Here is a 26835-nt window from a genome sequence, read left to right as displayed (position 1 = left end):
TTCGTCTGGCTGCAAGTCTTGTAGGGCGATTTAAATCGTCCCTACAGGTGGTACGTCCTTTCCGGAAATCACCTTAATCCTGTTAATCCTGTTAATCCTGTCAAAATACACAGCGCTGTATCAGACCTTCAGAAAATCGACTTATAGACACTCCGACTGACATCCACACAAGAGTAAAAAACATGTCTGCCAAAAATGCCTTCTATGCCCAGTCCGGCGGTGTGACCGCCGTCATCAACGCCTCGGCCTGCGGGGTGATCGAGACCGCGCGCCGTCACAAAGACCAGATCGCCAATGTTTATGCCGGGCGCAACGGCATCATCGGCGCACTCACCGAGGATCTGATCGATACCAGCCAGGAATCGGATGCGGATATCGCCGCGCTGCGCTATACGCCCTCCGGCGCCTTCGGCTCCTGCCGCTACAAGCTCAAGAGCCTGGAGGCCAACCGGCGCGAGTACGAACGTCTGATCGAGGTCTTCAAGGCCCACGACATCGGTTATTTTTTCTACAACGGCGGCGGCGATTCGGCCGACACCTGTTACAAGGTCTCGCAACTCTCCGAGGCGCTGGGCTATCCGGTGCAGGCGATCCATGTCCCCAAGACGGTCGATAACGATCTGCCCATCACCGACAACTGCCCCGGTTTCGGCTCGGTCGCCAAATACATCGCCACCTCCGCGCTGGAGGCATCGTTCGACGTGCGCTCCATGTCCAAGACCTCAACCAAGGTCTTCGTGCTGGAGGTCATGGGGCGTCATGCCGGCTGGATCGCCGCAGCGGGCGGTCTGATCGAGGACCACGACATCCCGGTCATGATCCTCTTTCCTGAAATCGACTTCGATCAGGCGCGCTTTCTCGCCACCGTCAAGGAAAAGGTCGAGCGTTTCGATTTCTGCACCGTCATCGTCTCGGAAGGAGCCAAATATCCCGATGGCCGTTTCCTGGCCGAGCAGGGTACCCGCGACGCCTTCGGTCACGCCCAGCTTGGCGGAGCCGCGCCGGTCGTCGCCAACATGGTCAAGGACGCCACGGGCTACAAATTCCATTGGGCGGTCGCCGATTATCTCCAGCGCGCCGCGCGTCATCTGGCCTCCAAAACCGATGTCGAGCAGGCCTATGCGATGGGCCGCGCCGGGGTCGAATTCGCGCTGGCCGGACACAATGCCGTGATGCCAACCGTCAAACGTCTGAGCAGTAATCCCTATGCCTGGGAAGTGGGTGAGGCACCCCTGTCCGAAGTCGCGAACGTCGAGAAATTCATGCCGCGCGACTTCATCACCGAGGACGGCTTCGGCATCACCCCGATCTGCAAGGAGTATCTGATCCCGCTGATTCAGGGCGAGGATTACCCGCCCTTCGAGCACGGACTGCCCAAGTATGTGACGCTCAAAAATGTTGCGGTAGAATGCAAACTCAAGCCTTTCACAATTTGACACAACACCGATCATAAGATACACGGTGTGATCGGTCTTTCGGTCACACCAACAAATCTGAGGATTGCAATGATGTTGCTAAGGCGGCCAAAAACTGCACACGTTCCCTTCAGCCCTGCCATTTTTTACGCACTCGCTTTTGTGTCCGTCGGTGCCGCTGATGCAGCACCGGCAACCGATCTGGTCTGCACCGAGTGCGTCCAAGCATCGGATCTTGCGACGAATTCCGTGACCGGCAGCAAAATTAAAAATGGTTCGGTGAGTGCTGCTGATCTCAATGCGGCTCTACGCACCCAGTTGAGCAGGCTGGAATCGCGTCTTGCAGCGTTGGAGGGCGGTTCTTATAGTAAAGCTACATTCAAGGGGACTTACCAATGCATTGAGCAGTCGACAGAAAACGGCGGAAACAACACACCCGGAAAATCGTTTGCGTACATAAACCACACGAGCAAAGTCACGGTCGTCAAGGCCAACGGTGCTGGGAGCGTACAGTTTAAGGGATCGGCAACAGATACCGGGCGGTCATGGTGGGTCGATTGGAACAAGTCGGGGCAATTCAACTTTCTCGGCACCCAAGAGGACGTTGAAACCTGGAAAGACGATGGCACAGTCAACTATTCGGTTTCAGCTCAAGGCTATGTCAAATTTCTTGGCGATGCCGCCGCTACCAGCGAAGGCTGGATCAGCCTCAATGGCGACGTTATGACCATCCGTTACATGGAAAAAAATGACGATACCAACGACTACTTACAGAGCCTGGGCGTATGTGTGCGGACGGCGCGTTAGTTCGTACTGCAAGCTGAGCTTCGTTGCATGGGGTCCAATCTTGGCGTGGGGTAACTTCAACTCAATGTCATCATTGAGATCCCGTCCCATTCGGACCCGGTGAAGCACGAAATGAACAAGGACACCGGCGCCATGCTCGTCCGCTCCATTGAAATTCTACGCCTGTTCAAAGCGAGCGATGCAGACAGCGGGTCTCCAGATAGCGCCTGAATTCCTCGCGCTGGACCACATAAGGATCCGAATTCTGCTCATCCGGCACCTCCCGCGCATGGCGCAGACTGGCAGCTGAGGCGCTGAGATCCACCACCAGATCGGCCGTGGCCAGGGTCGATGAGATCAAGGACAGTGCATACCATTCGACCGCAAAGAAGCCGGTGACCATCACCGCCGGGTAGACGCTGGCCGGGCCGATGGCCGGGAGCACGATGAAGGCACCCGGATCCCATCCCGCCGCACAGAGCGATTCGATGAATTCCACTTCGCGGCGTTCGTATCCCATCCAGGATGCGGCATCCCAGATCCCCGCAATGCCAAGCGTCGAATTGATCGCAAAACGCTGTCCGGAACGAATGGCCCCCTCTGAATTGCCGTCGAACAGATTGGTGACGATGAATTCCGGCTCGGTCAGGTTGTTGTAGACGTTATAACCGGCCTGCTGAATCGGCAGCGGCAGGAGCCATCCCAGCCAATCGGCGGTCGGATTCACCACCTCGCGCACCAGCCAGGCGTTGAAGTTGAACACCTGACGGTTGAAGGTCTCGTAGGGATCGTCAGCAACCACCGACATGACCGGGGATGCGGCGGTGTCGGGCAAGACAGGGGATATTTCCGCCATCGTCAAGCTACACTGCACCATCAACAGGATCAGCCCCACAAACGCGCGCTTCAGCATGCCTGATTCCTCGTGCTCTGATCAAAAATCCGCCGTGCCGATCTGTCTGGCCCGTCATGCCCTGTGATGTGTCGCGACCGATGTCGTTCGCTCAGGCACCGCCACGGTAGAGCTGGGCGGGCTGTGAATCGGCGAAGGAGCGAATGGCCTCCTCAATATCGACAACCGGTTCGATGATGGCGTGCAGGTCGCTTTCATTGCAAACGGACCGACGCCACACAAACCGGCTGGGCGCGCTGAATGGGAACCGGACGAAACCGGCCTGGCGTCGGAAGGCTGCCGGAAAGCGGCCCGGTTTCGTGCCCAGCCGCGTGCGGGATGAATGTGTCAACATGGTTCTGTGCCCCCGTGGCAATGTGGTTAATCTGTCGCCGCGTGTCATCGCGACTGAGGCACAGCTTAACCGGCGACGGCTGACGGAACCCTGGATGACTTTGTCAGCGAATGATCAACTCACCGGCATCATGACCGGCCCCGTCCACCATCGACACAGTACGCGAAAATTCCAGGGATCGGGATTTTCGCGCACGTCATGGATTACAATTAGGCGCCAAACGTCGCGCAAGGCCCGTCAGGGCCTTTTTTCGTTGAGCCGGACGGCTTGACGGGGCGACCCTCCTTCATGCAATAGACAGAGGCTGATTCATGGATCTCAGTAAGGTTTCACGCGGCGATAACATCCCCCATGTCATCAACGTCATCATCGAAATCCCGTCCCATTCGGATCCGGTGAAGTACGAGATGGACAAGGAGACCGGCGCCATGTTCGTCGATCGCTTCATGTCCACCGCCATGCACTATCCCTGCAATTACGGCTATGTGCCGCATACGCTGTCTTCGGACGGCGACCCGGTGGACGTGATCGTGGTCACACCCTATCCGCTGATTCCCGGCTCGGTCATCAAGTGCCGCCCCATCGGCGTCCTCACCATGACCGATGAATCCGGCGACGACGCCAAGGTGCTGGCGATCCCGATCGACAAGCTGTTCAAGGGCTATCGCAACGTCGAGAGCTTCCGCGACATGCCGCAGCATCTGCTGGACCAGATCGCGCACTTCTTCCAGCACTACAAGGATCTCGACGAAGGCAAATGGGCGCGCGTTGGTGGCTGGGGCGGACGCGAGGAGGCCTGCGCGGAGATCATGTCGAGCGTCAAGATGTTCGAGGACGCCCCCGAGAAGCCGGCGTTCTGATGTCGCTGACCCACTTCACCGAGGCCGGCGAGGCCCACATGGTGGATGTGGGTGACAAGGCGGTGACACGGCGTCGCGCGGTGGCCGAGGGCTGGATCCGGATGGAGCCGGAGACCCTCGCGCTCATCGCGCAGGGCGGTCATCGCAAAGGTGATGTGCTCGGCATCGCGCGCATCGCTGGCATCATGGGAGCCAAGCGCACCGCCGATCTGGTGCCGCTGTGCCATCCCCTGAGCCTGACCCGCGTGGCTATCGATCTCAGTGTCCAGACCCAGGATGCGGCGGTTCGCTGTTGCGCGACAGTCGAAACCCGAGGCCAGACCGGGGTCGAGATGGAGGCGCTCTGCGCGGTGCAGGTCAGCCTGCTGACCATTTACGACATGTGCAAGGCGGTTGATCGCGGGATGACGATTGAGCGCGTGCGTCTGCTGGAAAAGTCCGGTGGACAGTCCGGGCACTGGCGGCGTGATCCGGCCACCTCCTAAACCGCATTCAGCCTGCGGCTCATCATGTTGAACAAGCGAAAATAGACAGGATTAACAGGATTTCACAGGATCCTGTTAATCGTCAGAATCCTGTTAATCCTGTCCATTCAGACGGCGACCCATGAACTCTTTCTACCAGCGCGCCCATTTTCTCACCGCCGCGACCCAGCTCCATCAGGCTCCCGCCGATAGCGGTCGCGAGGTCGCTTTTGCCGGTCGTTCGAATGCGGGCAAGTCGAGCGCCATCAACGCCATCTGCCATCAGAAGGCGCTGGCGCGCACCAGCAAGACGCCGGGACGCACCCAGCAGCTCATCTTCTTCGAGCTGGACGCCGAGCGTCGTCTGGTCGATCTGCCGGGCTATGGCTATGCCAAGGTGTCGGAAGCGGTCAAACTGCAATGGCAGCAGCATCTGGCGCATTATCTGGAAGCCCGCCGCTCGCTGATGGGACTGGTGATCGTCATGGACATCCGTCATCCGCTGACGGATTACGACCGGCAGATGCTGGCCTGGGGACTCAAGGGTGACATGTCACTGCTCCTGCTGCTGACCAAGGCGGACAAGCTGAAAAAGGGTCCGGCGCAGGCGGCGCGACTGGCGGTGGAACGGGCGGTGTCGAGCCATGCGGATCGCGTTACGGTGCAGTTGTTCTCCGCACCGGAACGACAGGGCGTCGAAGCCGTGCAGGGATGGCTGGATCGCTGGCTTGAGGTACATCGAGACACAGACAGCCCATCGCCGCTGCCGCCACAGGTGACCGAAGAATCGGCAGGATTCTCAGGATGATCAACGAGCAATCAGCATCAAGCCACTGCAAAAGACTGGATGCTGATCACCCTTTTGCATGTCAAGGGTGCGACTCAGAGGGCGCAAGCGGATACTGACCCCCGTTTGGCGCAGGATAACCGGGCATCATCGGCGGATAGGCCATGCCACGCGGTTCGTGGTGACAGGGCGGATGCCAGGACGGATAAGCGTCGGATGGTGGAAATGGCGGATACGTATAGGGCATTTCTGACGGCGCACCAAAGAATGCACGCGCCGCTTCGCGCTGCTCATCGCTCATCTGTTCAATGGTCTTGCGATACTGCGTGAAACGCTCCTGCATCTCCTGGCGGCGCTTTTCGGCCTCTACCCAGGGTGGCGTCTCCGGCATCTCGATGCCACGTTCAGCCGCCTCCGCACGCATCTGCTGCCAGCGCGTCTCGCGCATGGCCTGACGTTCTTCAGGCGACATGCCGCGCATCCGCTCCGACGGATCGGGCCTACCGAAGCGTCCCGTCTCCCACGGTGGGTTTTCCGGCAAGGCAACGCCGATTTCAGCGGCGCTGGCGCGCAATGCATCGTAACGCTGCCGACGCTCCGCCAGCGCGGACGCCTGGCTCTCCCCTGCCCTATCCGGCGTGGCAGCGGCTGGCGGTTGCGCTGTAACCGCCGCAGTTGGCGCGGCGGCAGCGCCAGCCGCCTGGGGCTCGGTCGCAAGGGCGGCGTTCATGAGCGCCGCCTGACCCAGAACCAGCGTCAGAACAGCAACCGAAGCAAAAGGAATGGATCGCATGTCAGGCATGTGTGCTCCTCGGTCAGATTGAAAATCGTTGCGGAAAGATCGCGTTCAGCATGATGTGAGTGGTTTCGGTCCGCCCACTCCAGAGTCTGCATCGCACCGGCACGTCCTGCGCCGTGTCGTTCAGATACGAACGACCCTGATGTTTCACAAGGTTCAAATGATCACTCGACGGTCCTCCGGTTTCCTGCGTTTAGAATGTGCATCTGTCCATCGCCTGTCTGTTAGCCACCACTCATAGCGAGGAACATGATGCGTATTGGCGATCTGATGACTGAAAGCGGCGTCCAATTCGGCACCAGCGGCGCCCGTGGTCTGGCCGCTGACATGACCGACTGGGTCTGTTACGCCTATACCCTCGGCTTTCTGCGCTATCTCCAGTCAGCCGGTCTGATCAAGCCGGGGCAAACCGTTGGCATCGCTGGCGATCTGCGTCCCAGCTCGCCGCGCATCATGGCGGCCTGCGCGCGCGCCGTGCTTGATCTGGGCTATTCACCCCACAATGCCGGCTTCATCCCGAGCCCGGCGCTTGCCGCCTGTGGCATCGCGAGGCGCATCCCAACACTCATGGTCACCGGCAGCCATATTCCGGATGATCGCAACGGGATCAAGTTCAATCTGCCAACCGGCGAGATCCTCAAACGCGACGAGGACGGCATCCGTGTCCAGGCGGTCGAACGTCCCGCCGGTCTCTTCGATGACGCCGGCCAGTTTATCGCAGACCAGACCGATGCCCTGCCCGCGCCTGATCCCGCCGCTTATCGTGATTATGTCGAGCGTTATCTGCGCTTCTTTCCCGCTGGCTGTCTGGCCGGTCTGCGCGTCGGCGTCTATGAACATTCGAGCGTGGCGCGCGAGGCTTACGCCGAGGTGCTGGCCGGGCTGGGCGCCGACGTGACACGCCTGGGCTATTCGGCCCGTTTCATGCCGGTCGATACTGAGGCGATCCGCCCCGAGGACGTGGTCCTGGCCCGCGACTGGGCGGCGAGCGGCCAGTTCGATGCGCTGGTCTCGGCGGATGGCGATGGTGATCGTCCGCTGATCGGCGATGAGCAGGGAAACTGGCTGCGCGGCGACATCGCCGGGATCCTCTGCGCGCGCCAGCTCGGCGCCCGTGGCGTGGTCACGCCGGTGAGCAGCAACACGGCAGTTGAACGCTGCGGCGCCTTCTCCGCCGTCAGACGCACCCGGATCGGCTCGCCCTTCGTCATCGAGGGCATGCAGCAACTGATCGATGAAGGTCTGAACCCAGTCGTCGGCTACGAAGCCAATGGCGGTTTTCTGCTCGGCACCGACATCGAATACGACGGACGCCTCCTTCCCGCACTGCCGACACGCGACGCCATCCTGGTGGCGCTGACCATCCTCCAGGCCGCAGCCGAACAGAGGAAACCCGTCTCGACCCTGGCGGGCGATCTGCCGCGCCGCTCGACCCACAGCGACCGTCTCAAGAATTTTCCGACCCACATCAGTCAGACCCGCATCGCCGCGCTCCACAGCGGCGATTTCGTGCGGGACCAGGCCGCCATTGAGGCGATCTTCGGCGAGGTGTTCGGCACGGTCGCCGCGCTCGATGTCACCGACGGTCTGCGGATCACCTTTGCCAGCGGCGAGATCGCCCATCTGCGGCCATCGGGCAATGCCCCTGAATTGCGCGCCTATACCGAGGCCGACACCCCCGAGCGTGCAGAAACGATGAACCGGATCTGCATGGCGATTCTGAGTGCATGGCGAAAATGAACGAATCGTCATCCGGCAGCGGCCCCTTCTCCGGTTGCCGCCGCTCGGCGAAGGGGCTGATAATGCGCCCCGCGACATCCAGAGAGCGAGCAATCCAACACGATGACTGGCGAACGGCTTTTACTGAGCGGCGACGATGCGGTCGCACTGGCGGCACTCCATGCGGGAGTGCGATTGGGCACCGGCTATCCGGGCACGCCCTCCACTGAAATCCTCGAAACCTTCGACCAGCTTGGCGGTCACGCCCAGTGGTCGCCGAACGAAAAGGTCGCGCTGGAGGTCGGACTGGGATCTGCCTTCGCCGGTGCGCGCACCATCGTCACCATGAAGCACGTCGGGCTCAACGTCGCCGCCGACCCGCTGTTCACCGCCGCTTACACCGACCTCGTGGGCGGTCTGATCGTGGTCTCGGCGGATGACCCCGGCATGGCCTCCAGCCAGAACGAGCAGGACAACCGCCATTACGCGCGAGCGGCGGCACTGCCCATGCTCGAACCGACCGATTCGCAACAGGCCTACGATTTCACCTGGCTCGGCTTCGAGATCTCCGAGCGTTGGAAGATTCCGGTCATTCTGCGTCTGACCACGCGCGTCTGTCACGCCAAGACCGTGGTGCGTCCGCGCCCGGCGCTCCAGACCCCGCCCGAACCGGGTTTCAGGCGCGACGTGCCGGCGCGCGTCATGATTCCGGCCTATGCCAAGCCCGCGCATCTCCGGCTGCGCCAGAAGCTGGCCGAGATCACCGCCTGGAACGAAACCGAAGGACCGCATCAGTTGACGGCGGGCGATGCCAGGCTCGGCATCGTCGCCACCGGCATCGCTGCCGTGCACGCCCGCGAGGCCGCGCCCGAGGCCAGTCAACTGACCGTCGGTCTGACCTATCCGCTGCCGCTGGAGCGCATCCGTGCCTTTGCTGAAGGCGTCGAGCGTCTGGTGGTCATCGAGGAAGGCGACCCGGTGCTGGTCGAGTCGCTGCGCGCCGCTGGCATCCCGGCTGAAGGCAAGCCAGAGATGTATCGCTTCGGTGAACTCAACGTCGCACGGGTGCGCCGTATCCTCGCCAGCGACACCAGCCCCGAGGCGGTTCCGCCCAAGGGCAAGCCGCCCGAACTCTGCCAGGGCTGCTCGCATCGCGGCGTCTTCGAGACCCTGCGCGACCTCAACTGCATCGTCTCCGGCGATATCGGCTGCTACACCCTCGGCGTGCTGCCGCCTTTCTCGGCGATGGACACCTGCGTCTGCATGGGAGCCAGCATCGGTGTCGGGCTGGGCATGCGGCATGTGCTGCCGGAGGAGCAGGCACGGCGCGTGGTCAGCGTCATCGGTGATTCGACCTTCGTGCATTCCGGCATCACCGGTCTTGCCGAGATGGTCTACAACCCGCCGCCGACCGGCCATGTCGTGCTCATTCTCGACAATGGCACCACCGCCATGACCGGCCAGCAGGAGCATCCGGGCACCGGGCGTCTGCTCGATCATTCCCCGACCGGCAAGATCAGCTTCGAGGCGCTGGCCGAGTCGATGGGCGTACAGAACGTCCATGTGGTCGATTCGCAGAAGATTGAGACACTGCGCGAGCTGGTCATCGACCTCCTGGCGCGCAACGAGACCTCGCTGGTCGTCACCCGTCAGCCCTGCGTGCTGGCGGCGCCCAAGATCCGCTTCTACGAGAAGGCCAACGCCGAGCAACGGGCAACCGAGACCTGCGCGGCGGATGTCGTGGACTGATCGCCGCGAAAATCTTTCGCACCGCAAAGGCGCAAAGGACACGAAGGGCATCATCGATTGGCGGCGTCACACGCTGTTTGACATCGCACAGTCTCATGAAAGCCCTTCGCGATCTTCGCGCCTTTGCGGTTCAACATTCATTCATGATTGAGTACGGTTGGAGAGTGATGAAGGTCAAAAATATCGTCATCGCCGGTCTCGGCGGTCAGGGCGTGCTCAAGGCGTCCGACATTCTCGCCGATGCGGCCTTTCGCGCCGGGTTCGATGTCAAGAAGAGCGAACTGCATGGCATGAGCCAGCGCGGCGGCTCGGTGAGCAGCGACGTGCGCTATGGCGAGTGCGTTTTGAGCCCCATGGTCCCGCCGGGCGAGGCGGATGTGCTGGTGGTGCTGGAACCGACCCAGGTCGAGATCAACCGTCCGACGCTGCGCGCGGATGGCATCCTGATCGGTCCCGATGCGATTGCGCCCGATGCGCTCAAGAACAAAAAGAGCCTCAATGTCGCGTTGCTCGGCGCGATCTCCACGGTGCTGGACATCCCGGACGAACACTGGATGGCTGCCATGCATGCCAATCTGGCCGAAAAGCTCCACGCGCTCAACGAGCAGGCATTCGAGATCGGACGTGATGCAGCGCGCGCGCGGTCGTAATTGCATGGCAATGCCCGCCGCATGAGTCACGATCAGAACTTCAAAAATCTGATCCTCGACTACCCGCGCGAGGCCATCGCCTTCTTCGCCGCAGCCGAGGCGTCCGCGCTGGATGACGCCGTCCGTATCCTGCCGGTGCGTCAGGAACAGTTGCAGGAACGACTCGGCGAACGTTTTCGCGAACTGGATGTGCCATTGCTCGTCGAATGGCCCGACGGGCGGCGCGCAGCTCTGCTGTTCGTGCTGGAGGAGGAAACGGACCCGCACCGTTTCTCGATCCATCGGCTCGCGCATTATTGTCTGGATCTGTCTGAATTGCTCGCCACCGTGCGGGTCGTTCCGATAGTGATCTTTCTGCGTCAGGGGCGATTTGCGACTGAGCTGCGGTTGGGTGGCGATACCCAGAGCTATCTGGACTTTCGTTATCTGGCTTACCCACTGTTTCAAGCCAATGCAAGGGATCATTACGACAGTCCCAATCTGGTCGCGCGGCTCAACCTGCCCAACATGGCCCATGCGCCAGCCGACAGAGTCGAAACCTATGCCCAGGCCGTGCGCGGTCTGCTCACCCTGGAGCCAGACACAGAGCGCCGACTGAAATATATCGACTTTATCGACATCTATGCCCAGCTCGATGAAAACGAGCGATTGATCTATCAACGCGACTATGCCGAGGAGGCCAAGACCATGAGCGCATTCGCGGAGCGGTTCATTCAACAAGGCGTTCAGCAGGGCATTCAACAAGGCGTTCAGCAGGGCGAGGCGCGTATCTTGTTGAGGCAGATTGCGCAGCGCTTCGGCGCCATACCGGATAACACGCGACAGGTCATCGAAACCGCCGATGCCGAAACCCTGCTGCAATGGTCCGACCGCATCCTGACGGCCCGCACGCTCGACGAAGTCATCCATTGAGAATCCCGTTGTCCTCATGGAATGACCCCTGTCCCCTGACAACTGAAAACGATTTACAGAGGCCCGCATGCTGACAGAGCTTTGGAACGACGCCGAGGGTGGTTTCCACCCCGCCAGCGCACCGGATTTCCTGCCCCGGACGGCGCTGCAAGAGGTCCAGTTACGACGGCTGCGCGCGGTGGTGGCGCGGGCCTACCAGAATGTCGAACTCTTTCGTTCCAGAATGGATGAACGCGGCCTGACGCCCGCGTCGATCCAGTCGCTCCAGGACATCCAGCATCTGCCGTTCACCGTCAAGACCGACCTGCGCGACACCTATCCCTTCGGGCTCTTTGCCAGCCCCATGAGCGATGTGGTACGGCTCCACGCCTCCTCCGGCACCACCGGCAAGCCGATCGTGGTCGCCTATACCCGCGAGGATGTCGAGGTCTGGTCCGAGGTCATGGCGCGCACCTTCGCCTCCTGCGGCCTGCACCGGGGCGACATCCTGCAGAACGCCTTCGGTTACGGTCTCTTCACCGGCGGTCTGGGCGCGCACTATGGCGGTGAGACGCTGGGCGCGACCGTGATTCCGATTTCGGGCGGCAACACCGACCGCCAGATCATGCTGATCCGTGATTTCAACGTCACCGCGCTCTGCTGCACCCCGAGCTACTTCACCCACATGATCGAGCGCGCGCGCGAACTGGGCATCGACCTGCGCGACCTGTCACTGCGCATCGGCATCTTCGGCGCCGAACCCTGGACCGACGGCATGCGCCACCACATTGAGGCCGAGGCCGGGATCAAGGCGTATGACATCTATGGTCTGTCCGAGATCATCGGCCCCGGCGTCGCCAGCGAATGTTCGGCGCAGGATGGTCTGCATGTCTTCGAGGATCACTTTTATCCCGAGATCATCGACCCCGACACCGGCGAGGCGCTCCCGGACGGCGAGGAGGGCGAGCTGGTGCTCACCACCCTGAGCAAGAAGGCGATGCCGATGATCCGCTACCGCACCCGCGACATCACCCGGCTCATCACCGAGCCCTGTTCCTGCGGGCGCACCATCCGCCGCATGCGCCGCGTCGGTCGCCGCTCGGACGACATGTTCATCATCCGTGGCGTCAACGTCTTCCCATCCCAGGTGGAAGCGGCGCTGATGGCGGTCGAAGGGACGCTGCCGCACTATCAGATCATCCTCACCCGCGCGGGCGGACTGGACCGCATCGCGGTCGAAGTCGAGGTCACGCCGGAGGTCTTCAGCGACAAGATCCGCGGACTGGAGGATATCCGCGCCCGTCTGGCGCAGTCCATTGAACGCATCCTTGGCATCCGCGTCGATCTGCGTCTGGTCGAACCGCGCACCATCGCACGCAGCGAGGGCAAGGCGAAGCGGGTGATTGACCGGCGCAACGAAGGTTGAACCCAAACAAATATTTGAACCGCAAAGACGCGAAGGACACGAAGGATTTCAACGATTGATCTTTGTGTTCTTCGCGCCTTTGCGGTTCAAAAAATTCTCAAGAGAGCTTAACGTCATGAAACTCCAACAACTCTCGCTCTTTCTCGAAAACCGTCCCGGACGGCTGGAGGCGCCGCTGGCGGCCATCGCTGCCGAGGGCATCAATATCCTGACGCTGTCGCTGGCCGATACGGCCCAGTTCGGCATCCTGCGTCTGATCGTGCGCGATTGGGAGAAGGCCAAGCGCATCCTGGAGCAGGCCGGCTGGGTGGTGAATCTGACCGAAGTGGTCGCGGTCGATGTGCTGGATCGGCCCGGCGGGCTGGCGGGGGCGCTGCGGATTCTCGAAGACGCCAATCTCAATGTCGAATACATGTACGCTTTCTCGCTGCGCCGCGATGACAAGGCCATCCTCATCTTCCGCTTCGAGGATCCGGATCGGGCGATCCAGGTGCTGCTCGACCAGGGACTCCATGTCGTCGATGGCGACGAGTTGATGACGTTCGTTTCCTGACATGATGCCATCGAATGACACAGACCCGGCTTCGTCCTGTCCGATGTGGGACCGGGCCGCCGAGACCCAGCCGCGCGCCGAGCGCGAAGCACTGCAACTGGAACGGCTGCGCGCACAGGTGGCGCGCGCCGCCCGCGTGCCCTTCTATCGCGACCTCTTCACCCACCGTGGGATCGGTCCCCACAGCATCCGCTCGCTGGCCGACATCCGGCGCCTGCCCTTTACGACCAAGGACGACATGCGCCGCCAGCACCCCTTCGGTCTGCTGGCCGTGCCGCGTCGTGAACTGGCCCGCATCCACGGCTCGTCTGGCACGACCGGCAAACCAACCTTCGTCGGCTATACCGCGCAGGATCTTGCCACCTGGTCGGATCTCTGCGCGCGTTTCCTGGTCGCGGGCGGGCTGCGTCCCGAGCACACAGCCCAGGTCGCCTTCGGCTACGGGCTCTTTACCGGCGGTTTCGGTCTGCATTACGGGATCGAAAAGGTCGGCGCCGCCGTGATCCCGGTCGCTGCCGGCAACACCCGACGTCAGATCGAGATCATGCGCGATCTCGACCCCGAAGTATTGATCTGCACCCCGAGCTATGCCCTGACCATCGCCGACACCGCGCGCGAGATGGGCATGGATCCCCACGCCCTGCCGATCCGTTTCGGTCACTTCGGCGGCGAGCCCTGGACCGAGGACATGCGCCGTGAGATCGAGGATCAGCTCGACATCCAGGCCTTCAACAACTACGGATTGTCCGAGGTCATCGGGCCGGGCGTCAGCGGCGAATGCCCGGCGCGCAGCGGGATGCATATCCAGGAGGATCATTTTCTGGTCGAGTGTCTGGATCCGGAGACGCTGGAGCCGGTTCCCGAGGGCGAGCCGGGCGAGCTGGTGATCACGGCGCTGACCCGCGAGGCGATGCCCATGATCCGCTATCGCACCCGCGACATCGCCCGGCTCGACCGCAGCCCCTGCACCTGCGGGCGCACGACCATGCGCATGAGCCGCATCGCCGGACGCACCGACGACATGCTCATCATCCGTGGCGTCAACGTCTTCCCCTCGCAGATCGAAGAGGCGCTGCTGCGGGTCGAAGGCACCACGCCGCATTATTTGATCGAGGTCAGCCGTCCGGGTACGCTCGACGAGGTCCACGTCAAGGTCGAGATCCACCCGGAAATCTTCTCCGACCGCATGGACCGCATGCAGGCACTGTGCGACCGTATCGGGCGTGAGATCCACACCGTCGCCGGCATCCGCGCCCATGTCGATCTGGTCGAGCCGCGCAGCATCGAGCGCTTCGTCGGCAAGGCCAAACGGGTGCTCGACAAACGCGGCCTGACCGATTGTTAATCCTGTCTATCAGATCCCCCACCAATCACGAGAAACCAAGATGACACACCGCTCACATCCGTTCACTCAGGGGTTGCGACTGACCCTGGCAGTCCTGCTGACCTCGGCCCTGAATCTGCCAGCCGTCATGGCTGGCGACGAGGGCACTTATATCGAGACCCTCAATCGCACTGCCGGTCTGACCGGCGAAGCGCCGACCGAAGAATTGAGCAAAACCTATCTGGCGCACGACCGGATGAAAGTGGTGGGTTCCGATCCGCAGGGGACCGACATGATCCTGGATCCGGCCAATGGGACCATGACCTTCCTGAACCATGGCGCCAAGGAGTATTACCAGATCAATGTCAAGGACATGATGGCCGGCATGTCTCAGCCGGGCATGGAACAGATGCGCGCCATGATGGAAGAGACCCGGATCAGTGTCACGGAAACCGGACAGACCAAAAAGATCGGCGACTGGACCTGTCACGAGTACAAGGTCACCAAAACGGGCATGATGGGTATCGATCAGGAGATCTGCGCCACGGAGGATGTGGCGGTGGACGTCAATCGCTTCACTGAAATGATGAGCCTGTCCGGGCCTGACGGTCTGCTTGGCGATTCACCCGCCGCTGCGGCGCAGCGCGCCGAGATGGCCAAGATCAAGGGCTATCCCATCCTCACCAAAACCCGGATGCAGATGATGGGAACCACGATGGAGAGCGAGAGCGAGGTCAAGGTCATCCGCCAGGAAGCCATGCCGTTGAGTCTGTTCGAGATCCCCGAGGGCTATCAGCAGAAAGAGATGGCCGCTCCAACCGCCCCAGCCGGGATGAACGAAGCGGCTCCTGAGCCGGCGAAAGAAGTGGGCGCCCCGGCCGGGATGAGCGAGACGACTCCTGAGCCAGCGCCTGCCAACAAGGACAAATAAATCCCAAAAGCGCGCTTGAACCGCAAAGGACACAAAGAACGCGAAGGAGTCAAAAACCTTCGTCTCGCGGGTGACGAGGCCGGAGCTTCGTCACCAGTTCCATCCTGCTCATCCTGGAAAATCGTTTTAAACCGCGTCCAGCGCGATAGGCGTAATTTTCAGTCTGTTTAGCTTTGGAGATGTCATCGACATCAGTGGAGACACGCTTTAAAACTTCATATTTTTAATACCTTAAACCGTGCCCACTCTAACGGTCGTCGATTCTGCCAAAGCCGACTCAATCCTCAACTATACACATACCGCACCGGGCGCGGTTTAATCCTGTCTATTGGCAAGCGCGGCGATCTGAGCGCGATCATATTTGCCGGAGTCGAGCAGCGGCAGTCGTGGCAGACGCAGCCAGCCGCGCGGGCGTTCGGGGCCGGTCAGCCGCGTTTGACACCAGTCCTCAAGGCCGGCTTCATCGATCTCCCCGCAATAAACAGCCAGCAGACGCTGCCCCCAGACCGGATCCGGCAGACCAACGACGACGAGATCCGTGACCCCCGCCGCCTGTTGCAGGATTGCTTCGACGCGAACACGCGAGACATTATTGCCGCCGATCACCAGGATGTCATCGGCACGCCCCAGCAGCTTCAATTCACCCTCATCCGTCAGACAGCCGAGATCGGCGGCCTCGAACCAGCCGTCATCGAGCCCCTGCCCCGGAATCCGCTGCGGATTCGCGTAGCCCGCCATCACCACCGGGCCACGGAACCGCAGTCGCGCGGGAGCCGACTCGCTGCCGGCACAATCGAATTCCATGCCGGCAAGCGGACGACCGACGCGGCCGGGCTCCGGCGCCATGCCAGCCAGACGCGACGTGGTGGCGAGATGCGAAGCCGTTTCGGTCATGCCATAGGTCAGGTGCAGCGGCCAGCCGGCATCCAGTGCACGCTGGGCCAGCGGGCGACTGAGCGCCTGCCCGCCCACCAGCAGCACCCGCAGTCGGGGCGGCGGTGTCGCATCCAGATCCAGGAGCCGCGCCAGCATGGGCGGCACCAGCGAGAGATGGGTGACTGGCCGGTGACGCAGATCATGACTCACCGCCAGCGCGTCGAATCCATCGTGAAGCAGCAGGGTTGCACCGGCCAGGGCGCAGCGATAGGCGATGGAGACGCCGCCGACATGGCTCAAACGCAGACAGGCCAGCCAGATGTCTCCGGTCTTCAGGCCAAGCCGTTCATTGGCGCTGGTCGCAGAGGCCAGGAGATTGGTCGATGTCAGCATCACCACCTTTGGTGCGCCGCTGCTGCCGCTGGTCTTGATCAGGAGCGCGATGGGTGGGTCTGAGCGGTCGGGTTTGTCAGCGCCGAACCCGGTTGGCGCCAGTTGGCCTGACTCGGGATGCCACTGCCATTCACTCCCCGTCATCGCAGCCAAGGCCTGCCGCTCGTCAGACGCCAGTCCCGCCCGATAAGGAAGCAGCGCAGCACCGATCCTCGCGAGCGCATGCACCATCAGAATCAGGTCCGATCCAGGCACATCCGGGGCCATGACCACTTGACCCGGTCTGACAGACTGAGCGCACAGCCGCGCGACCCGTTCGATGACACGGTCGCGAAGTTCGGCATTGCTCCAGACGTGCGCGCCCTGAATCAGCGCCGGATCCGGGCCATCGCGCCAGGGCGCATCGGTAAAATCAGGAACAGGAGACGACATGCCGCCAAAACGTGAAACAGACAGGATTCAACATTGGTAATGCCACAATCAGGGGGATGCCCGCCCCTGTCAAGGCCCGTGTGCTTGTGTAATAGGCCGCATCCATGCGCTATTCTTGGCCCGTGAGACACGGTGAACGCGGCGCGCTGAACTGACGACGCGCCAGCCCACCGCCGACGATGCCTTCACCGACCTGACGGGATGCCTGACCATGAATCTGAGCGTGCACCACAACGTCCGCACCACTCTCACGGAACCTGATACCAACAGGAGCAATGACTGTCGCTGCCGTCCGCTGAGTCGGCTCAACTTGATGACTGGGTTGTGATCCGTAACCCACTCAGCCTCCAGATCATCGCCAGCCGCGAGCTGGGCGGCGCCGAACGCTGGTTCATCCGCTTCAGCCGGGCGCTGGCCGCGCAGGGAGCGCCCGCCGAGCTGGCGATCCGGCGCGCCAGCGGGCTCGATGGACTGGATCTCGGCTCGCTGCCGGTCCATCGTCTGCCGTTTCGCACCACCTGGGATCCCTTTTCGCGGCTGGCCGTCGCACGTCTGATCCGGCGCCTGCGTCCGGCCATCGTCCAGACCTATATGGGGCGCGCCACCCGTCTGACGCATCTGCCTGAACGCAGCGGCGCGATCCATCTGGCCCGGCTCGGCGGTTATTACGAACCTGGCCCTTACCGTCATGCCCACGGCTGGATCGGCAATACCAAAGGACTGTGCGACTGGATGATCCGGCAAGGGCTGTCGGCGGAGCGTGTCCATCATATCTACAACTTCGCCGAGCCGGCGCGTCCGGTTGCGTCTGAGGCAGTCGCCGCGCGGCGCGCCTTGCATGGTATCCCGGACGATGCCTGGGTTCTCATGACGCTCGGGCGGTTTGTGCCGGTGAAAGGTCTCTCCCACCTGATCGATGCCCTGAGCCGGTTGCCCGAGACCATCGCCGGTCGCCCATTGCGTCTCGTCATGGCCGGCGATGGTCCATTGGCCGAGAGGCTGCGACAACAGGCGCGGCAGAGCGATCAGGAGCGACGTATCGTCTGGGCCGGCTGGCAGATCGATCCGGCTCCCTATTTTCAGATGGCCGATCTGGTTGTCTTTCCTTCACTGGACGCCGAGACCCTCGGCAACGTCATCCTCGAAGCCTGGTCCTGGGGCAGACCGCTGGTCACGACCCGCTTTCGCGGCGCACGCGAGATCGCCCGTCACGGCGAGGATGCCTGGTGCGTGCCCTGTGAAGATGACAGGGCGCTGGCGCAGGGGATCGCTCACCTGTTGAGCGATGAGTCCTTGATGAAGGCCCTGGTCGCACGGGGCGCCGAGAGAGTCGCGCAGGATTTCAGCGCGACGACGATCATGGACCAGTATCTCGAACTCTATCGGCAGCTTGCCCGGGTGTGAGGCATGGTCGCGATATCCTGTCTGTCGCGCAGAAGACGCTCGCACTCGGCGGGCGGCAGCGGGCGGCTGAACAGAAAGCCCTGGATCTCATCGCATTGATTCGCGCCGAGATATTGGAGCTGTGACTCGGTTTCGACACCTTCGGCGACGACCGACAGATTGAGCGCATGCGCCAGGACGATGATGGCCTGCGCAATGGCCTCCTGCTGGCTGTCATGCCCCAGACAGATGACGAATGAGCGGTCGATTTTCAGGCGGTCAAAGGGAAAATCGCGCAGATAATTCAGCGATGAATGGCCGGTTCCGAAATCGTCGATTGCCAGTTTCACACCCATGCGACTGATTTCAGACAAAATCTCGCGCGCTGACGACACGTCCTCCATCAAGGCCGTTTCGGTGATCTCAAGTTCGAGCGACTCGGGCTCGACGGCATGCAGCGCCAGGATTTCCGCGATCTGCCGGGATAGATTCGGCATGCGGAATTGACGTGGAGACAGATTGACCGCCATGGTGCCGGGGCATAATCCCTGACCGATCCAGCTTGCCTGCTGGGCCACGGCCTGCCGCAGCACCCAGTCGCCGATCTCCAGGATGAGACCGGACTCTTCCGCAACGGGAATGAACTCTGCCGGGCTGATGTTCCCTTCCGTCGGCTGATTCCAGCGCAGCAGCGCCTCCCAGCCGGTCACATGGCCCGTCCTGATGTCCAGGCGCGGCTGATAATGAAGATGGAATTCTCCTCTTTCCAGTGCCTGACGCAGCAGAACATTCAGTCTGTGCCGGCGCTGCACGCGCTGCGCCACGGGGCCATCGTAGAAGGAATAGGTGGCACCGCCAGCCGCCTTCGCCCATCCCAGAGCCAGATCGGCTTTTTTGACCAACTGACTCACATCCTGGCCATCGGCGGGTATCAGGGCAATGCCCAGACTCAGACTCTGGCGATATTTCCAGTCGTTGATGAGGATCGGTTTCTTCATGGCCGCAAGGACGCTTTCCGCAACGTCGATGACGCGCGTCCGATCTGCGTCTCCGAGCAGAACGACCAGCACATCGCCGCTGAAGCGCACCAGCACGCTATCGGCCGGAAGGCATTCGACCAGACGGGCACAGACGGCAACCAGGAGCAGATCGCCGAATTCGTGTCCCAGACTTTCATTGACCTGCCTGAAATGGTCCAGATCAAGCAGCAGCAAAGCGCCCTGAGCGGATACCGGGAATCGGGTCGCCAGGAGTTCGGACAACTGCATGCGGTTGGGCAATCCGGTCAGATCGTCGTGCCTCGCCAGGACGTACAGCAGGTATTGCTGTCGTTTCTGCTCGGTCACGTCCTGAACGAAGGCCATGACGAAAGGCGGCTTGCCGGCGCCAAGCCGGCTCAGTTTGATCTCGACCGTAATCTCCGCGCCATCGCGACACTCTAGAGCACTCAACAAAACCTGATGCGTTTCCGCACAGACATCATCGACGAGGGAGGCGAACAGGCGGCTCAAACTCTCTCGGGACGGCTCATCCGGGATCAGGTCGCCGAGCCGGTGCGAAACCAGCGTCTCGCCCGGATAGCCCGTCATGAGGCTGAAGTGTCGGTTGGCGTAGAGGATGGATCCTGCCGGATCCATGACGAGAACGCCCTCTGGAGCCTGCTCGATCAGATCCGACGGCAGATCCGCTCCGTTGGATAAGAGGAATGGATTGAGGCTCCGCGTGCTCTGATACATAACAGATCGTCTCGATCACTAAACCGCGTCCAGTGCAATATACGTTATTTCAGCCTGTGTTTAACTCTGGGGATGTCACCAACCTCAGTAGAGAAGCGGTTTAGTGCCGACCGTTCCCGAATGCCAGGATGGCTCCGGCGATTTCATGCAATGGCAATGACCGTTCCACGGCACCGAGCTTCACCGCCTCCTTGGGCATGCCGTAGACCACGCAGGTGGCCTCGTCCTGAGCGATCGATGCGGCCCCCGCATCGTGCATCTCCTTGAGTCCGCGTGCGCCATCGTCGCCCATGCCGGTCATGATGATCCCCATGGCGTTGCGTCCGGCGCTCCGTGCGGCGGAGCGAAAGAGGACATCGACCGATGGACGGTGACGGCTCACCGGGGGGCCGTCCAGCACATTGACCTGATATTGAGCGCCATTGCGTCTGAGCGCCAGATGATGTCCGCCTGGGGCAATCAGTGCGCGTCCCTGGATCACCCGATCACCCTGCGCCGCCTCGCGCACCTCGATCTCGCAGAGACCGTCGAGACGTTGGGCAAAGGCCGTGGTGAACCGCTCGGGCATGTGCTGGACCACGACCAGACCGGGTGCGGTGCGCGGGAGGCAGGTCAGCAGAATTTCCAGCGCCTGCGTGCCGCCGGTCGAGGTGCCGATGGCGACGATCTTCTCCGTCGTCTGGTGCATGGCCTGATCCGGGACGGCGGAGAGCACGGCATCGGCGGAATATTTGGGTTGCACGACCGGCATCGGCGTCAGCCGTTTCATCTTGGCCTTGGCGGCCGCCCGCACCGCACCTGCCACCTCCTTGGCGGCGGTCGTCAGAAAGTCTCTCAGTCCCACATGCGGTTTGGTGATCACGTCCATGGCACCGGCCGCCAGCGCCTGGATCGTGGTCTGGGCGCCCTTTTCGGTCAGTGAGGAGCAGATCACCACTGGCGTCGGGTGCTCGGCCATCAGCTTTTTCATGAAGGTGATGCCATCCATGCGCGGCATCTCCACGTCCAGCACGATGACATCCGGCCAGTTGCGATTCATTTTCTCCAGGGCAAACAGCGGGTCGGCAGCGGTGCCGATGACCTCCAGATCCGGTTCCGCCGACAGCAGGGTGGAAAGTACCTGCCGGACGGTGGCGGAATCGTCCACGATCATGACCTTCACCCGCTCGGTCATGCGGCTTGCTCCTTCAGAGCGCAACCGTCGCAACTGGTAGGTGTATGTTTGAGCCAGGCCAGCCCGCTCTCGATGTCGAAGATGAGCTGCCGATGACCCCGTCCGCCCAGGTGCTCTGCGACCAGCGGATGTCCGTACTGCTGTGCCAATGCGCGGCCAGCGGCGATGTTGAATATCTGGACCCGATGCGAAAGACACTGCTTGGGCGTGTCCGGACAGGCGAACATCATTCCGCCACCGAAGAGTTTGGCCTCGAATTCCTCGGGCCGATGGCCGGTCGCCGCGATCTTCTGTTGCAGCAGGACCATGGCCGAGTCCGCGTAACAGCCTTCGCGACCCGCACGTCTGGCAACCGGCGAGCGGGAGATCATGAAGTGACACAGACCGCCGATTTTCAGGGTCGGGTGCCAGAGGGTGATGGCGACACAGGAGCCGAGGGTGGTGCGCAGACGGGTCGGGCCGCCGCCGAACCAGATCTCGCAGGGATGTACATAGATATCTTGCATGGTCAGTGTCCGGTCAGATTTTTTTGTAGACGGCAGGGGCAACGCCTTCGACGCCGTCCGCCAGCCCATTGAGACTCTCCGAATGGCCGACGAACAGCCAGCCGCCGGGACGCAGTCGGCTGAGCAGCCGCTCCACCACCTGACGCTTGGTCTCGGGCTGGAAATAGATCATGACATTGCGCAGAAAGATGGCGTCGAATATCCCGGTCGATGGCAGGGGTGCGGTGAGGTTGATGTAGGCGAACTGGACCCTGGCGCGGAGCTGGGGCGAGATGAGAAAACGTCCCTCCTGACTGCCGATGCCCTTCAGACAGAAACGCCGCAACAGGTCTTCGGACAGCTCCGCCGCCCGCTCCATGGGGTAGAGGGCAGACTCGGCCTGCGCCAGCATGCGGGTGCTGATGTCTGAACCCTGCACCTCCCAGGGCGCCTCCCTCAGGGTGTCCGCCAGCACCATGGCCAGGGTATAGACCTCTTCGCCGCTGGAACAGGCGGCGCTCCAGACCCTGAACGGGCGACTCCGGGGGTGGAAGGGCAGGATGTGGTTGCGCAACAGCTCGAAATGTCGCGGTTCGCGAAAAAAGTGGGTTTCATTCGTGGTCAGCAGATCCACGGCGATCTGGCGTTCCTCCTGCTCACTGGAGAGCAGGCGATAATAATCGCCGAAGCTGGAGAGCCCGTGGTGCCTGAGGCGTTTCGCCAGCCGCCCGGCCACCAGGGACTTCTTGATCGGCGCCAGATTGATTCCCGCGATGCCGTGGATGAATCGCTGGAAATGAGCGAATTCCTGATCGCTCAAGGTCGTCTCTCGCATCGCCTCTTGACTCCTGGCAGGGACGCGCCCTGCCATCTTCTCTATTCAGAAGGATCCGGTGCAGACAGCGCCACCGCCTTTGCCAGTGTCTCGGCTGGGTCGGCCAGAAGCATGAGTCCGTCGGTGCCGAGGACGCGCGCGACATCGATCAGAATCACGAAGCCGCCGTTGACCTTGCCCATGCCACGGATGAAATCGGTCCTGACCCCGGCACCGAAGGCCGGCGCGGGCTCGATCTCGTCGGCGTCGATCTCCAGCACGGCGGACACGCTGTCAACCAGGATGCCCACGTCCTGGATGGCGGCCTGTTCGCCGATCTCAACGATGATGATGCAACTGCGCCGGCCCACCTCGGCCAGCCGGCCATGGAAGCGGGCCGCGAGATCGACGACCGGCACCACTGCGCCGCGCAGATTGATCACCCCACGGATGAAGTCGGGCATCATCGGTACGCCGGATACCGCGCCGTACTGGATGATCTCCTTGATCGCCAGGATGCCGATTCCGTACATCTGGCCGGACACGGTGAAGGTCAGGTACTGATTGGCGTCGGCATCCTTCCCCTGTCCGAATCCGGCGGCGCCGGCATCGGATTGTCGGATCTGTCCCATGGCCGTTTCCTCTCAAAAGCTCACGAATTCGGAATCGGGAAGCGGCCGGCCAACGGACGGCTTCCTGCCGGTCGGGCTGACCAGGATCCTGGCGTTGCCAATGGGTGGACGGGCCGGTGAGGCGGCGAGACGTGCCGGGGCCGATGCGCCTCCAATCTTGAAGAAACTCATCATCTGCTGGAGCTGCTCGGCCTGACCGCTCATTTCCTCAGCCGTGGCGGCCAGCTCTTCCGATGCGGACGCATTCTGCTGAGTGGTCTGGTTGAGCTGATCCATGGCGCTGTTGATCTGGTTCACGCCGGTCGACTGCTCGCTGGAGGCGGCGGCGATCTCCTGCACCAGATCGGAGGTTTTGGCGATGGCGGGCACGATGGCGTCGAGCAGACGCCCCGCCTTCTCAGCCAGTTCGACGCTGGAACCGGCGACCTCGCCGATCTCCTGTGCCGCGACCTGACTGCGCTCGGCCAGCTTGCGGACCTCGGCGGCGACCACCGCGAAGCCCTTGCCGTGTTCACCGGCGCGGGCGGCCTCGATGGCGGCGTTGAGCGCCAGCAGGTTGGTCTGATAGGCGATGTCGTCGATGATGCCGATCTTCTGCGCGATCTGTTTCATCGCCGTGACCGTCTCGCGCACCGCCACGCCGCCCTCGGCGGCCTCTTTGGCGGCCTTGGCTGCCATGCCGTCGGTGACGGAGGCATTCTCGGTGTTCTGCGCGACCGAGGCGGACATCTGTTCCATGGAGGCGGAGGTTTCTTCCACGCTGGCGGCCTGCTCGGTCGCCCCCTGCGAGAGCGTCTGAGCGGTCATGCTGACCTGATCGGCGGCTGAGGTCAGGTCGTTGGCGGTGGCGCGCACATCGCGCATGGTCTGCGCCAGCTTCTCGACCGTGTTGTTGAGTGTGTTGCGCAGTTCCTCCAGTTGTCCCTGATAGCTCGTCTTGATCGTCTCCGACAACTGTCCGTCTTCCATCAGCGTCAGAATTCGTATCACCTCGTTGAGCGGGCTGACCACGGCGTCCAGCATGCCGTTGATCCCCTCGATGATCAGCCGGAAATCGCCCCGATGCCGGCTGGCGTCGGCGCGGATATCGAGCTGACCCTTGAGCGCGCCATCGGACAGGGTCCGGGTATCGGCGATGAGCGCCTTGATGTTGCCGCGCACCTGTTCGATGGTCTCGTTGATGAAGGCTTTCTTGCCGGGGAACGGTTCCAGCTCGGCATCCATATTGCCCTCGCCGAATTCCTTGATGCAGGCCATGGCCTTTTTCTTCACCGCGATATGGCCGAAGACCATGCCGTTGACGCCCGCCGCCATGACCTGGAAGTCGCCTTTGAATCGTTCTTCGTTGATCCGCACGTCGATGTCGCCTCTGTCGTGCTCGGCGGACATGTGGCTCATCTCCTTGATGATCTGCTGGATGGTCGCCGACATCGTCTTCATCGCCGCCATCAGACTGCTGCTGTCGCCGGACTTGAGGTCGATCCGCGAACTGAGATCGCCAACCGCGATCTTGTTGGCGACCTCGGCGGCAAAATCGGGCTCACCGCCCAGTTGTTGGAGCAGGTTGCGGGTGATGGCGACGCCGATGAAGGTAACTGTGACCAGGGTCAGGGCGAGAATGATCAGCGCCAGGTTGGCGGCGTCGCGGCGGGTCTTGAGCGCCAGATCGGCGGCCTTATTGGCCAGATCGACGTTGTAGGCGAAATGCTCGTCGAGTTTAGCGCCGAGATCTCTGGCAATACGGCTGTTTTCCTCCATCAGTTCGAGCGCCCTCTCGGTGTTGTTGGCGCGCGACTGGACCAACAGGGGTTCAAGTGAAGCGAGATATTTGGCGAACAGCTCCTGATCCTGGCGAAGCAGAGCGCCGTCGGCCTCGTCCGAGATCATGGCCTCGTAGGCCCGTATCGCCTCCTCGGTCTTGGCCCGGCTCTCGGCGATGGTCTGTTCGACCGCTTCCATTTTGGCCGGGTCGGTATTGATGATGTGACGCAGGACGCGGATCCGCAGCGTCGAGAAATGCGCGCGCAGATCATCGAGCGCAACCAGACTGGGCACTGAATTGACGGTACTGTAGTTGGCGGCCTCGAAGACCTTGCCCATCTGCTGGTGGTTGAAGAAGGCGAGCAGACCGATACCGAGCAGTGCGGCACCGACGAGGAGGCCCATTTTGCGGGCGACGGTCATTTTGCTGGAAAGGGTGACTTTCATCGGAATCTCCTGTTAAACCGCGCCCAACACGGTATGCGATATTTTTAGATTGGATTGATCCTGGCGGCATCGACGATCATCGGAGCGGGCGCGGTTTAAGGTTTTGAAAATATAAATATTTAAACCGCGTCCCCGCCAGGGGTCATGAATGAACCAAACGCCGAATGCACTCTCAACACAGCCTCTTACTCTGGACACGCTTTCGTGCGGATACTCGGCGAATCCAGGTCTGATATGCCCGCTACCGTCGAAAAGACCTCCTGTTCACGACTGGCCCACCCTCATTGATCCATTGTCCACGCACTGTTGCAAATGGACCGTCAAGGCGATTTCCTGGAAATCGCCTGAAATCATGTCGTCGCCCTGGCCGGACTGGCGGCAAGCGGTGTCGCCAGATCGATGAGCCCCTCGGTGCCGAGGACGCGCACGACATCAAGCAGAATCACGAAACGTCCGTTCACCTTACCCATGCCACGGATGAAATCGCTCTTGATCCCGGCGCCGAAGGCCGGCGGCGGCTCAATCTCCTCTGGCGTGATTTCCAGCACGGCGGACACGCTGTCGACCAGGATGCCCACGTCCTGAATGCTGCCGTCCTCGCACATTTCAACGATGACGATGCAACTGCGGCGGCCAGCCTCAGCCTGACGGCCATGGAAGCGGGCCGCGAGATCGACGACCGGCACCACGGCCCCGCGCAGGTTGATCACGCCGCGAATGAAGTCGGGCATCATGGGGACATGGGAGACGGCGCCGTGCTGAATGATCTCCTTGATCGCCAGGATGCCGATCCCGAACACCTGACCTGCCACGCTGAAGGTCAGATACTGGCTCGTTCCCTCATCGACCGTTGTGGTCACGGCAGAGGGCGTTGTGTCGGATGGGTTGGTTGCCATGATCGCCTCTCGACAGAAACCTCAGAAACGGATGAATTCAGGCGTCAGCGACGGACTGGCGGTCAATGCCTTGACGCCGGATGTGGAGATGGTCTTGCTGTCGGGGCGTGCCTGCCGCCGGGCCGATTCGCCACCGGTCTTGAAGAAACTCATCATCTGCTGAAGCTGCCCGGCCTGACCGCTCATTTCCTCAGCCGTGGCGGCC

26 protein-coding genes and 1 pseudogene are annotated in these 26835 nt (G+C 61.9%); 15 read left to right on the top strand and 12 right to left on the bottom strand.

Annotated elements, in window-relative coordinates:
- Window positions 1–182 precede the first annotated feature (182 nt).
- From EDC35_RS12070 to EDC35_RS19045, 3 genes and pseudogenes are all read left to right on the top strand, one after another.
- Window positions 183–1436 carry a 6-phosphofructokinase gene (locus EDC35_RS12070; RefSeq protein ID WP_132977514.1) on the top strand — a complete coding sequence of 418 codons (1254 nt, stop codon included), beginning with the start codon at window positions 183–185 and terminating at the stop codon, window positions 1434–1436.
- A gap of 27 nt (window positions 1437–1463) precedes the next feature.
- Window positions 1464–2222 carry a hypothetical protein gene (locus EDC35_RS12065; RefSeq protein WP_132977513.1) on the top strand — a complete coding sequence of 253 codons (759 nt, stop codon included), beginning with the start codon at window positions 1464–1466 and terminating at the stop codon, window positions 2220–2222.
- 69 nt (window positions 2223–2291) lie between these two features.
- A pseudogene (locus EDC35_RS19045) lies at window positions 2292–2363 on the top strand (inorganic diphosphatase); the annotation flags it as partial.
- 25 nt (window positions 2364–2388) lie between these two features.
- Here the strand turns inward: EDC35_RS19045 and EDC35_RS12055 are convergent.
- Both EDC35_RS12055 and EDC35_RS12050 read right to left on the bottom strand, forming a co-directional pair.
- Entirely contained in the window at window positions 2389–3036 is a 648-nt protein-coding gene (locus tag EDC35_RS12055) for an MlaA family lipoprotein (RefSeq protein WP_165903421.1), read from the bottom strand.
- 169 nt (window positions 3037–3205) lie between these two features.
- Window positions 3206–3448, bottom strand: a complete 243-nt coding sequence (locus tag EDC35_RS12050; protein WP_132977511.1) for a hypothetical protein — start codon at window positions 3446–3448, stop codon at window positions 3206–3208.
- A gap of 311 nt (window positions 3449–3759) precedes the next feature.
- On the opposite strand from EDC35_RS12050, the gene ppa reads away from it, so the two are divergent.
- The 3 genes from ppa (at window position 3760) to yihA (ending at window position 5580) form a co-directional block, all read left to right on the top strand.
- On the top strand, window positions 3760–4308 hold the full coding sequence (gene ppa, locus EDC35_RS12045; RefSeq protein WP_132977510.1) for an inorganic diphosphatase: 549 nt from the start codon (window positions 3760–3762) through the stop codon (window positions 4306–4308).
- Window positions 4308–4793, top strand: a complete 486-nt coding sequence (gene moaC, locus EDC35_RS12040; RefSeq protein WP_424565295.1) for a cyclic pyranopterin monophosphate synthase MoaC — start codon at window positions 4308–4310, stop codon at window positions 4791–4793. Before ppa ends, moaC begins: the two co-directional genes overlap by 1 nt.
- Before the next feature lie 121 nt (window positions 4794–4914).
- A complete protein-coding gene (gene yihA / locus EDC35_RS12035) occupies window positions 4915–5580 on the top strand; it encodes a ribosome biogenesis GTP-binding protein YihA/YsxC (protein WP_132977509.1) in 666 nt (221 codons plus the stop codon).
- Window positions 5581–5641: 61 nt separating this feature from the next.
- Here yihA and EDC35_RS12030 read toward each other — a convergent pair whose 3' ends face one another.
- Entirely contained in the window at window positions 5642–6361 is a 720-nt protein-coding gene (locus tag EDC35_RS12030) for a hypothetical protein (protein ID WP_132977508.1), read from the bottom strand.
- A 249-nt stretch (window positions 6362–6610) separates the two neighbouring features.
- On the opposite strand from EDC35_RS12030, the gene EDC35_RS12025 reads away from it, so the two are divergent.
- The 8 genes from EDC35_RS12025 (at window position 6611) to EDC35_RS11990 (ending at window position 15601) form a co-directional block, all read left to right on the top strand.
- Window positions 6611–8098: a phosphomannomutase gene (locus tag EDC35_RS12025; protein ID WP_132977711.1), complete on the top strand. Its 1488-nt coding sequence runs from the start codon at window positions 6611–6613 to the stop codon at window positions 8096–8098.
- A gap of 102 nt (window positions 8099–8200) precedes the next feature.
- The gene (locus EDC35_RS12020) at window positions 8201–9826 is read left to right on the top strand and encodes a thiamine pyrophosphate-dependent enzyme (protein ID WP_132977507.1); all 1626 of its coding nucleotides are present in this window, start codon (window positions 8201–8203) and stop codon (window positions 9824–9826) included.
- 167 nt (window positions 9827–9993) lie between these two features.
- Window positions 9994–10476: an indolepyruvate oxidoreductase subunit beta gene (locus EDC35_RS12015; protein WP_132977506.1), complete on the top strand. Its 483-nt coding sequence runs from the start codon at window positions 9994–9996 to the stop codon at window positions 10474–10476.
- Window positions 10477–10497: 21 nt separating this feature from the next.
- A complete protein-coding gene (locus EDC35_RS12010) occupies window positions 10498–11388 on the top strand; it encodes a DUF4351 domain-containing protein (protein WP_132977505.1) in 891 nt (296 codons plus the stop codon).
- A 67-nt stretch (window positions 11389–11455) separates the two neighbouring features.
- Complete coding sequence (locus EDC35_RS12005) at window positions 11456–12793, top strand: phenylacetate--CoA ligase family protein (protein WP_132977504.1); 1338 nt, start codon at window positions 11456–11458, stop codon at window positions 12791–12793.
- Window positions 12794–12908: 115 nt separating this feature from the next.
- Window positions 12909–13346, top strand: coding sequence for an ACT domain-containing protein (locus EDC35_RS12000; protein ID WP_132977503.1), 438 nt, complete (start codon window positions 12909–12911; stop codon window positions 13344–13346).
- A gap of 43 nt (window positions 13347–13389) precedes the next feature.
- Window positions 13390–14691 (top strand): phenylacetate--CoA ligase family protein, encoded by a 1302-nt coding sequence (locus tag EDC35_RS11995; RefSeq protein ID WP_132977502.1) that lies wholly within the window; start codon window positions 13390–13392, stop codon window positions 14689–14691.
- Window positions 14692–14731: 40 nt separating this feature from the next.
- Window positions 14732–15601, top strand: a complete 870-nt coding sequence (locus EDC35_RS11990) for a DUF4412 domain-containing protein (RefSeq protein ID WP_132977501.1) — start codon at window positions 14732–14734, stop codon at window positions 15599–15601.
- Window positions 15602–15916: 315 nt separating this feature from the next.
- On the opposite strand, the gene EDC35_RS11985 is transcribed toward EDC35_RS11990, so the two are convergent.
- The gene (locus tag EDC35_RS11985; protein ID WP_132977500.1) at window positions 15917–17302 is read right to left on the bottom strand and encodes an AMP-binding protein; all 1386 of its coding nucleotides are present in this window, start codon (window positions 17300–17302) and stop codon (window positions 15917–15919) included.
- A gap of 327 nt (window positions 17303–17629) precedes the next feature.
- Here EDC35_RS11985 and EDC35_RS11980 point away from each other — a divergent pair, with 327 nt between their 5' ends.
- Entirely contained in the window at window positions 17630–18706 is a 1077-nt protein-coding gene (locus tag EDC35_RS11980; protein WP_132977710.1) for a glycosyltransferase, read from the top strand.
- On the opposite strand, the gene EDC35_RS11975 is transcribed toward EDC35_RS11980, so the two are convergent.
- The 8 genes from EDC35_RS11975 to EDC35_RS11940 all read right to left on the bottom strand — a co-directional run.
- The gene (locus EDC35_RS11975; protein WP_132977499.1) at window positions 18682–20421 is read right to left on the bottom strand and encodes a putative bifunctional diguanylate cyclase/phosphodiesterase; all 1740 of its coding nucleotides are present in this window, start codon (window positions 20419–20421) and stop codon (window positions 18682–18684) included. The two genes, EDC35_RS11980 and EDC35_RS11975, sit on opposite strands and share 25 nt — an antisense overlap.
- 100 nt (window positions 20422–20521) lie before the next feature.
- The gene (locus EDC35_RS11970) at window positions 20522–21595 is read right to left on the bottom strand and encodes a protein-glutamate methylesterase/protein-glutamine glutaminase (RefSeq protein WP_132977498.1); all 1074 of its coding nucleotides are present in this window, start codon (window positions 21593–21595) and stop codon (window positions 20522–20524) included.
- Entirely contained in the window at window positions 21592–22101 is a 510-nt protein-coding gene (locus EDC35_RS11965; protein WP_132977497.1) for a chemotaxis protein CheD, read from the bottom strand. Before EDC35_RS11965 ends, EDC35_RS11970 begins: the two co-directional genes overlap by 4 nt.
- Before the next feature lie 13 nt (window positions 22102–22114).
- Entirely contained in the window at window positions 22115–22915 is an 801-nt protein-coding gene (locus EDC35_RS11960; protein WP_132977496.1) for a CheR family methyltransferase, read from the bottom strand.
- 41 nt (window positions 22916–22956) lie between these two features.
- On the bottom strand, window positions 22957–23526 hold the full coding sequence (locus EDC35_RS11955; protein ID WP_132977495.1) for a chemotaxis protein CheW: 570 nt from the start codon (window positions 23524–23526) through the stop codon (window positions 22957–22959).
- A 12-nt stretch (window positions 23527–23538) separates the two neighbouring features.
- Window positions 23539–25734, bottom strand: coding sequence for a HAMP domain-containing methyl-accepting chemotaxis protein (locus tag EDC35_RS11950; protein ID WP_132977494.1), 2196 nt, complete (start codon window positions 25732–25734; stop codon window positions 23539–23541).
- 350 nt (window positions 25735–26084) lie between these two features.
- Window positions 26085–26630: a chemotaxis protein CheW gene (locus tag EDC35_RS11945; RefSeq protein ID WP_132977493.1), complete on the bottom strand. Its 546-nt coding sequence runs from the start codon at window positions 26628–26630 to the stop codon at window positions 26085–26087.
- A 21-nt stretch (window positions 26631–26651) separates the two neighbouring features.
- Window positions 26652–26835, bottom strand: a 184-nt coding sequence (locus tag EDC35_RS11940) for a hypothetical protein (RefSeq protein WP_132977492.1), incomplete at its 5' end; no start/stop codon positions are given.

The organism is Thiobaca trueperi (genome assembly GCF_004342175.1).
Lineage (GTDB): Bacteria > Pseudomonadota > Gammaproteobacteria > Chromatiales > Chromatiaceae > Thiobaca > Thiobaca trueperi.
This window is presented reverse-complemented; position numbering and strand designations above follow the sequence as displayed.

Coding starts and splice junctions, on each gene's coding strand:
- EDC35_RS12070 (WP_132977514.1), top strand. CDS start 183: ATGTCTGCCAAAAATGCCTTCTATGCCCAGTCCGGCGGTGTGACCGCC.
- EDC35_RS12050 (WP_132977511.1), bottom strand. CDS start 3,448: ATGTTGACACATTCATCCCGCACGCGGCTGGGCACGAAACCGGGCCGC.
- ppa (WP_132977510.1), top strand. CDS start 3,760: ATGGATCTCAGTAAGGTTTCACGCGGCGATAACATCCCCCATGTCATC.
- moaC (WP_424565295.1), top strand. CDS start 4,308: ATGTCGCTGACCCACTTCACCGAGGCCGGCGAGGCCCACATGGTGGAT.
- yihA (WP_132977509.1), top strand. CDS start 4,915: ATGAACTCTTTCTACCAGCGCGCCCATTTTCTCACCGCCGCGACCCAG.
- EDC35_RS12030 (WP_132977508.1), bottom strand. CDS start 6,361: ATGCCTGACATGCGATCCATTCCTTTTGCTTCGGTTGCTGTTCTGACG.
- EDC35_RS12025 (WP_132977711.1), top strand. CDS start 6,611: ATGCGTATTGGCGATCTGATGACTGAAAGCGGCGTCCAATTCGGCACC.
- EDC35_RS12020 (WP_132977507.1), top strand. CDS start 8,201: ATGACTGGCGAACGGCTTTTACTGAGCGGCGACGATGCGGTCGCACTG.
- EDC35_RS12015 (WP_132977506.1), top strand. CDS start 9,994: ATGAAGGTCAAAAATATCGTCATCGCCGGTCTCGGCGGTCAGGGCGTG.
- EDC35_RS12010 (WP_132977505.1), top strand. CDS start 10,498: ATGAGTCACGATCAGAACTTCAAAAATCTGATCCTCGACTACCCGCGC.
- EDC35_RS12005 (WP_132977504.1), top strand. CDS start 11,456: ATGCTGACAGAGCTTTGGAACGACGCCGAGGGTGGTTTCCACCCCGCC.
- EDC35_RS12000 (WP_132977503.1), top strand. CDS start 12,909: ATGAAACTCCAACAACTCTCGCTCTTTCTCGAAAACCGTCCCGGACGG.
- EDC35_RS11995 (WP_132977502.1), top strand. CDS start 13,390: ATGTGGGACCGGGCCGCCGAGACCCAGCCGCGCGCCGAGCGCGAAGCA.
- EDC35_RS11990 (WP_132977501.1), top strand. CDS start 14,732: ATGACACACCGCTCACATCCGTTCACTCAGGGGTTGCGACTGACCCTG.
- EDC35_RS11985 (WP_132977500.1), bottom strand. CDS start 17,302: ATGTCGTCTCCTGTTCCTGATTTTACCGATGCGCCCTGGCGCGATGGC.
- EDC35_RS11975 (WP_132977499.1), bottom strand. CDS start 20,421: ATGTATCAGAGCACGCGGAGCCTCAATCCATTCCTCTTATCCAACGGA.
- EDC35_RS11970 (WP_132977498.1), bottom strand. CDS start 21,595: ATGACCGAGCGGGTGAAGGTCATGATCGTGGACGATTCCGCCACCGTC.
- EDC35_RS11965 (WP_132977497.1), bottom strand. CDS start 22,101: ATGCAAGATATCTATGTACATCCCTGCGAGATCTGGTTCGGCGGCGGC.
- EDC35_RS11960 (WP_132977496.1), bottom strand. CDS start 22,915: ATGCGAGAGACGACCTTGAGCGATCAGGAATTCGCTCATTTCCAGCGA.
- EDC35_RS11955 (WP_132977495.1), bottom strand. CDS start 23,526: ATGGGACAGATCCGACAATCCGATGCCGGCGCCGCCGGATTCGGACAG.
- EDC35_RS11950 (WP_132977494.1), bottom strand. CDS start 25,734: ATGAAAGTCACCCTTTCCAGCAAAATGACCGTCGCCCGCAAAATGGGC.
- EDC35_RS11945 (WP_132977493.1), bottom strand. CDS start 26,630: ATGGCAACCAACCCATCCGACACAACGCCCTCTGCCGTGACCACAACG.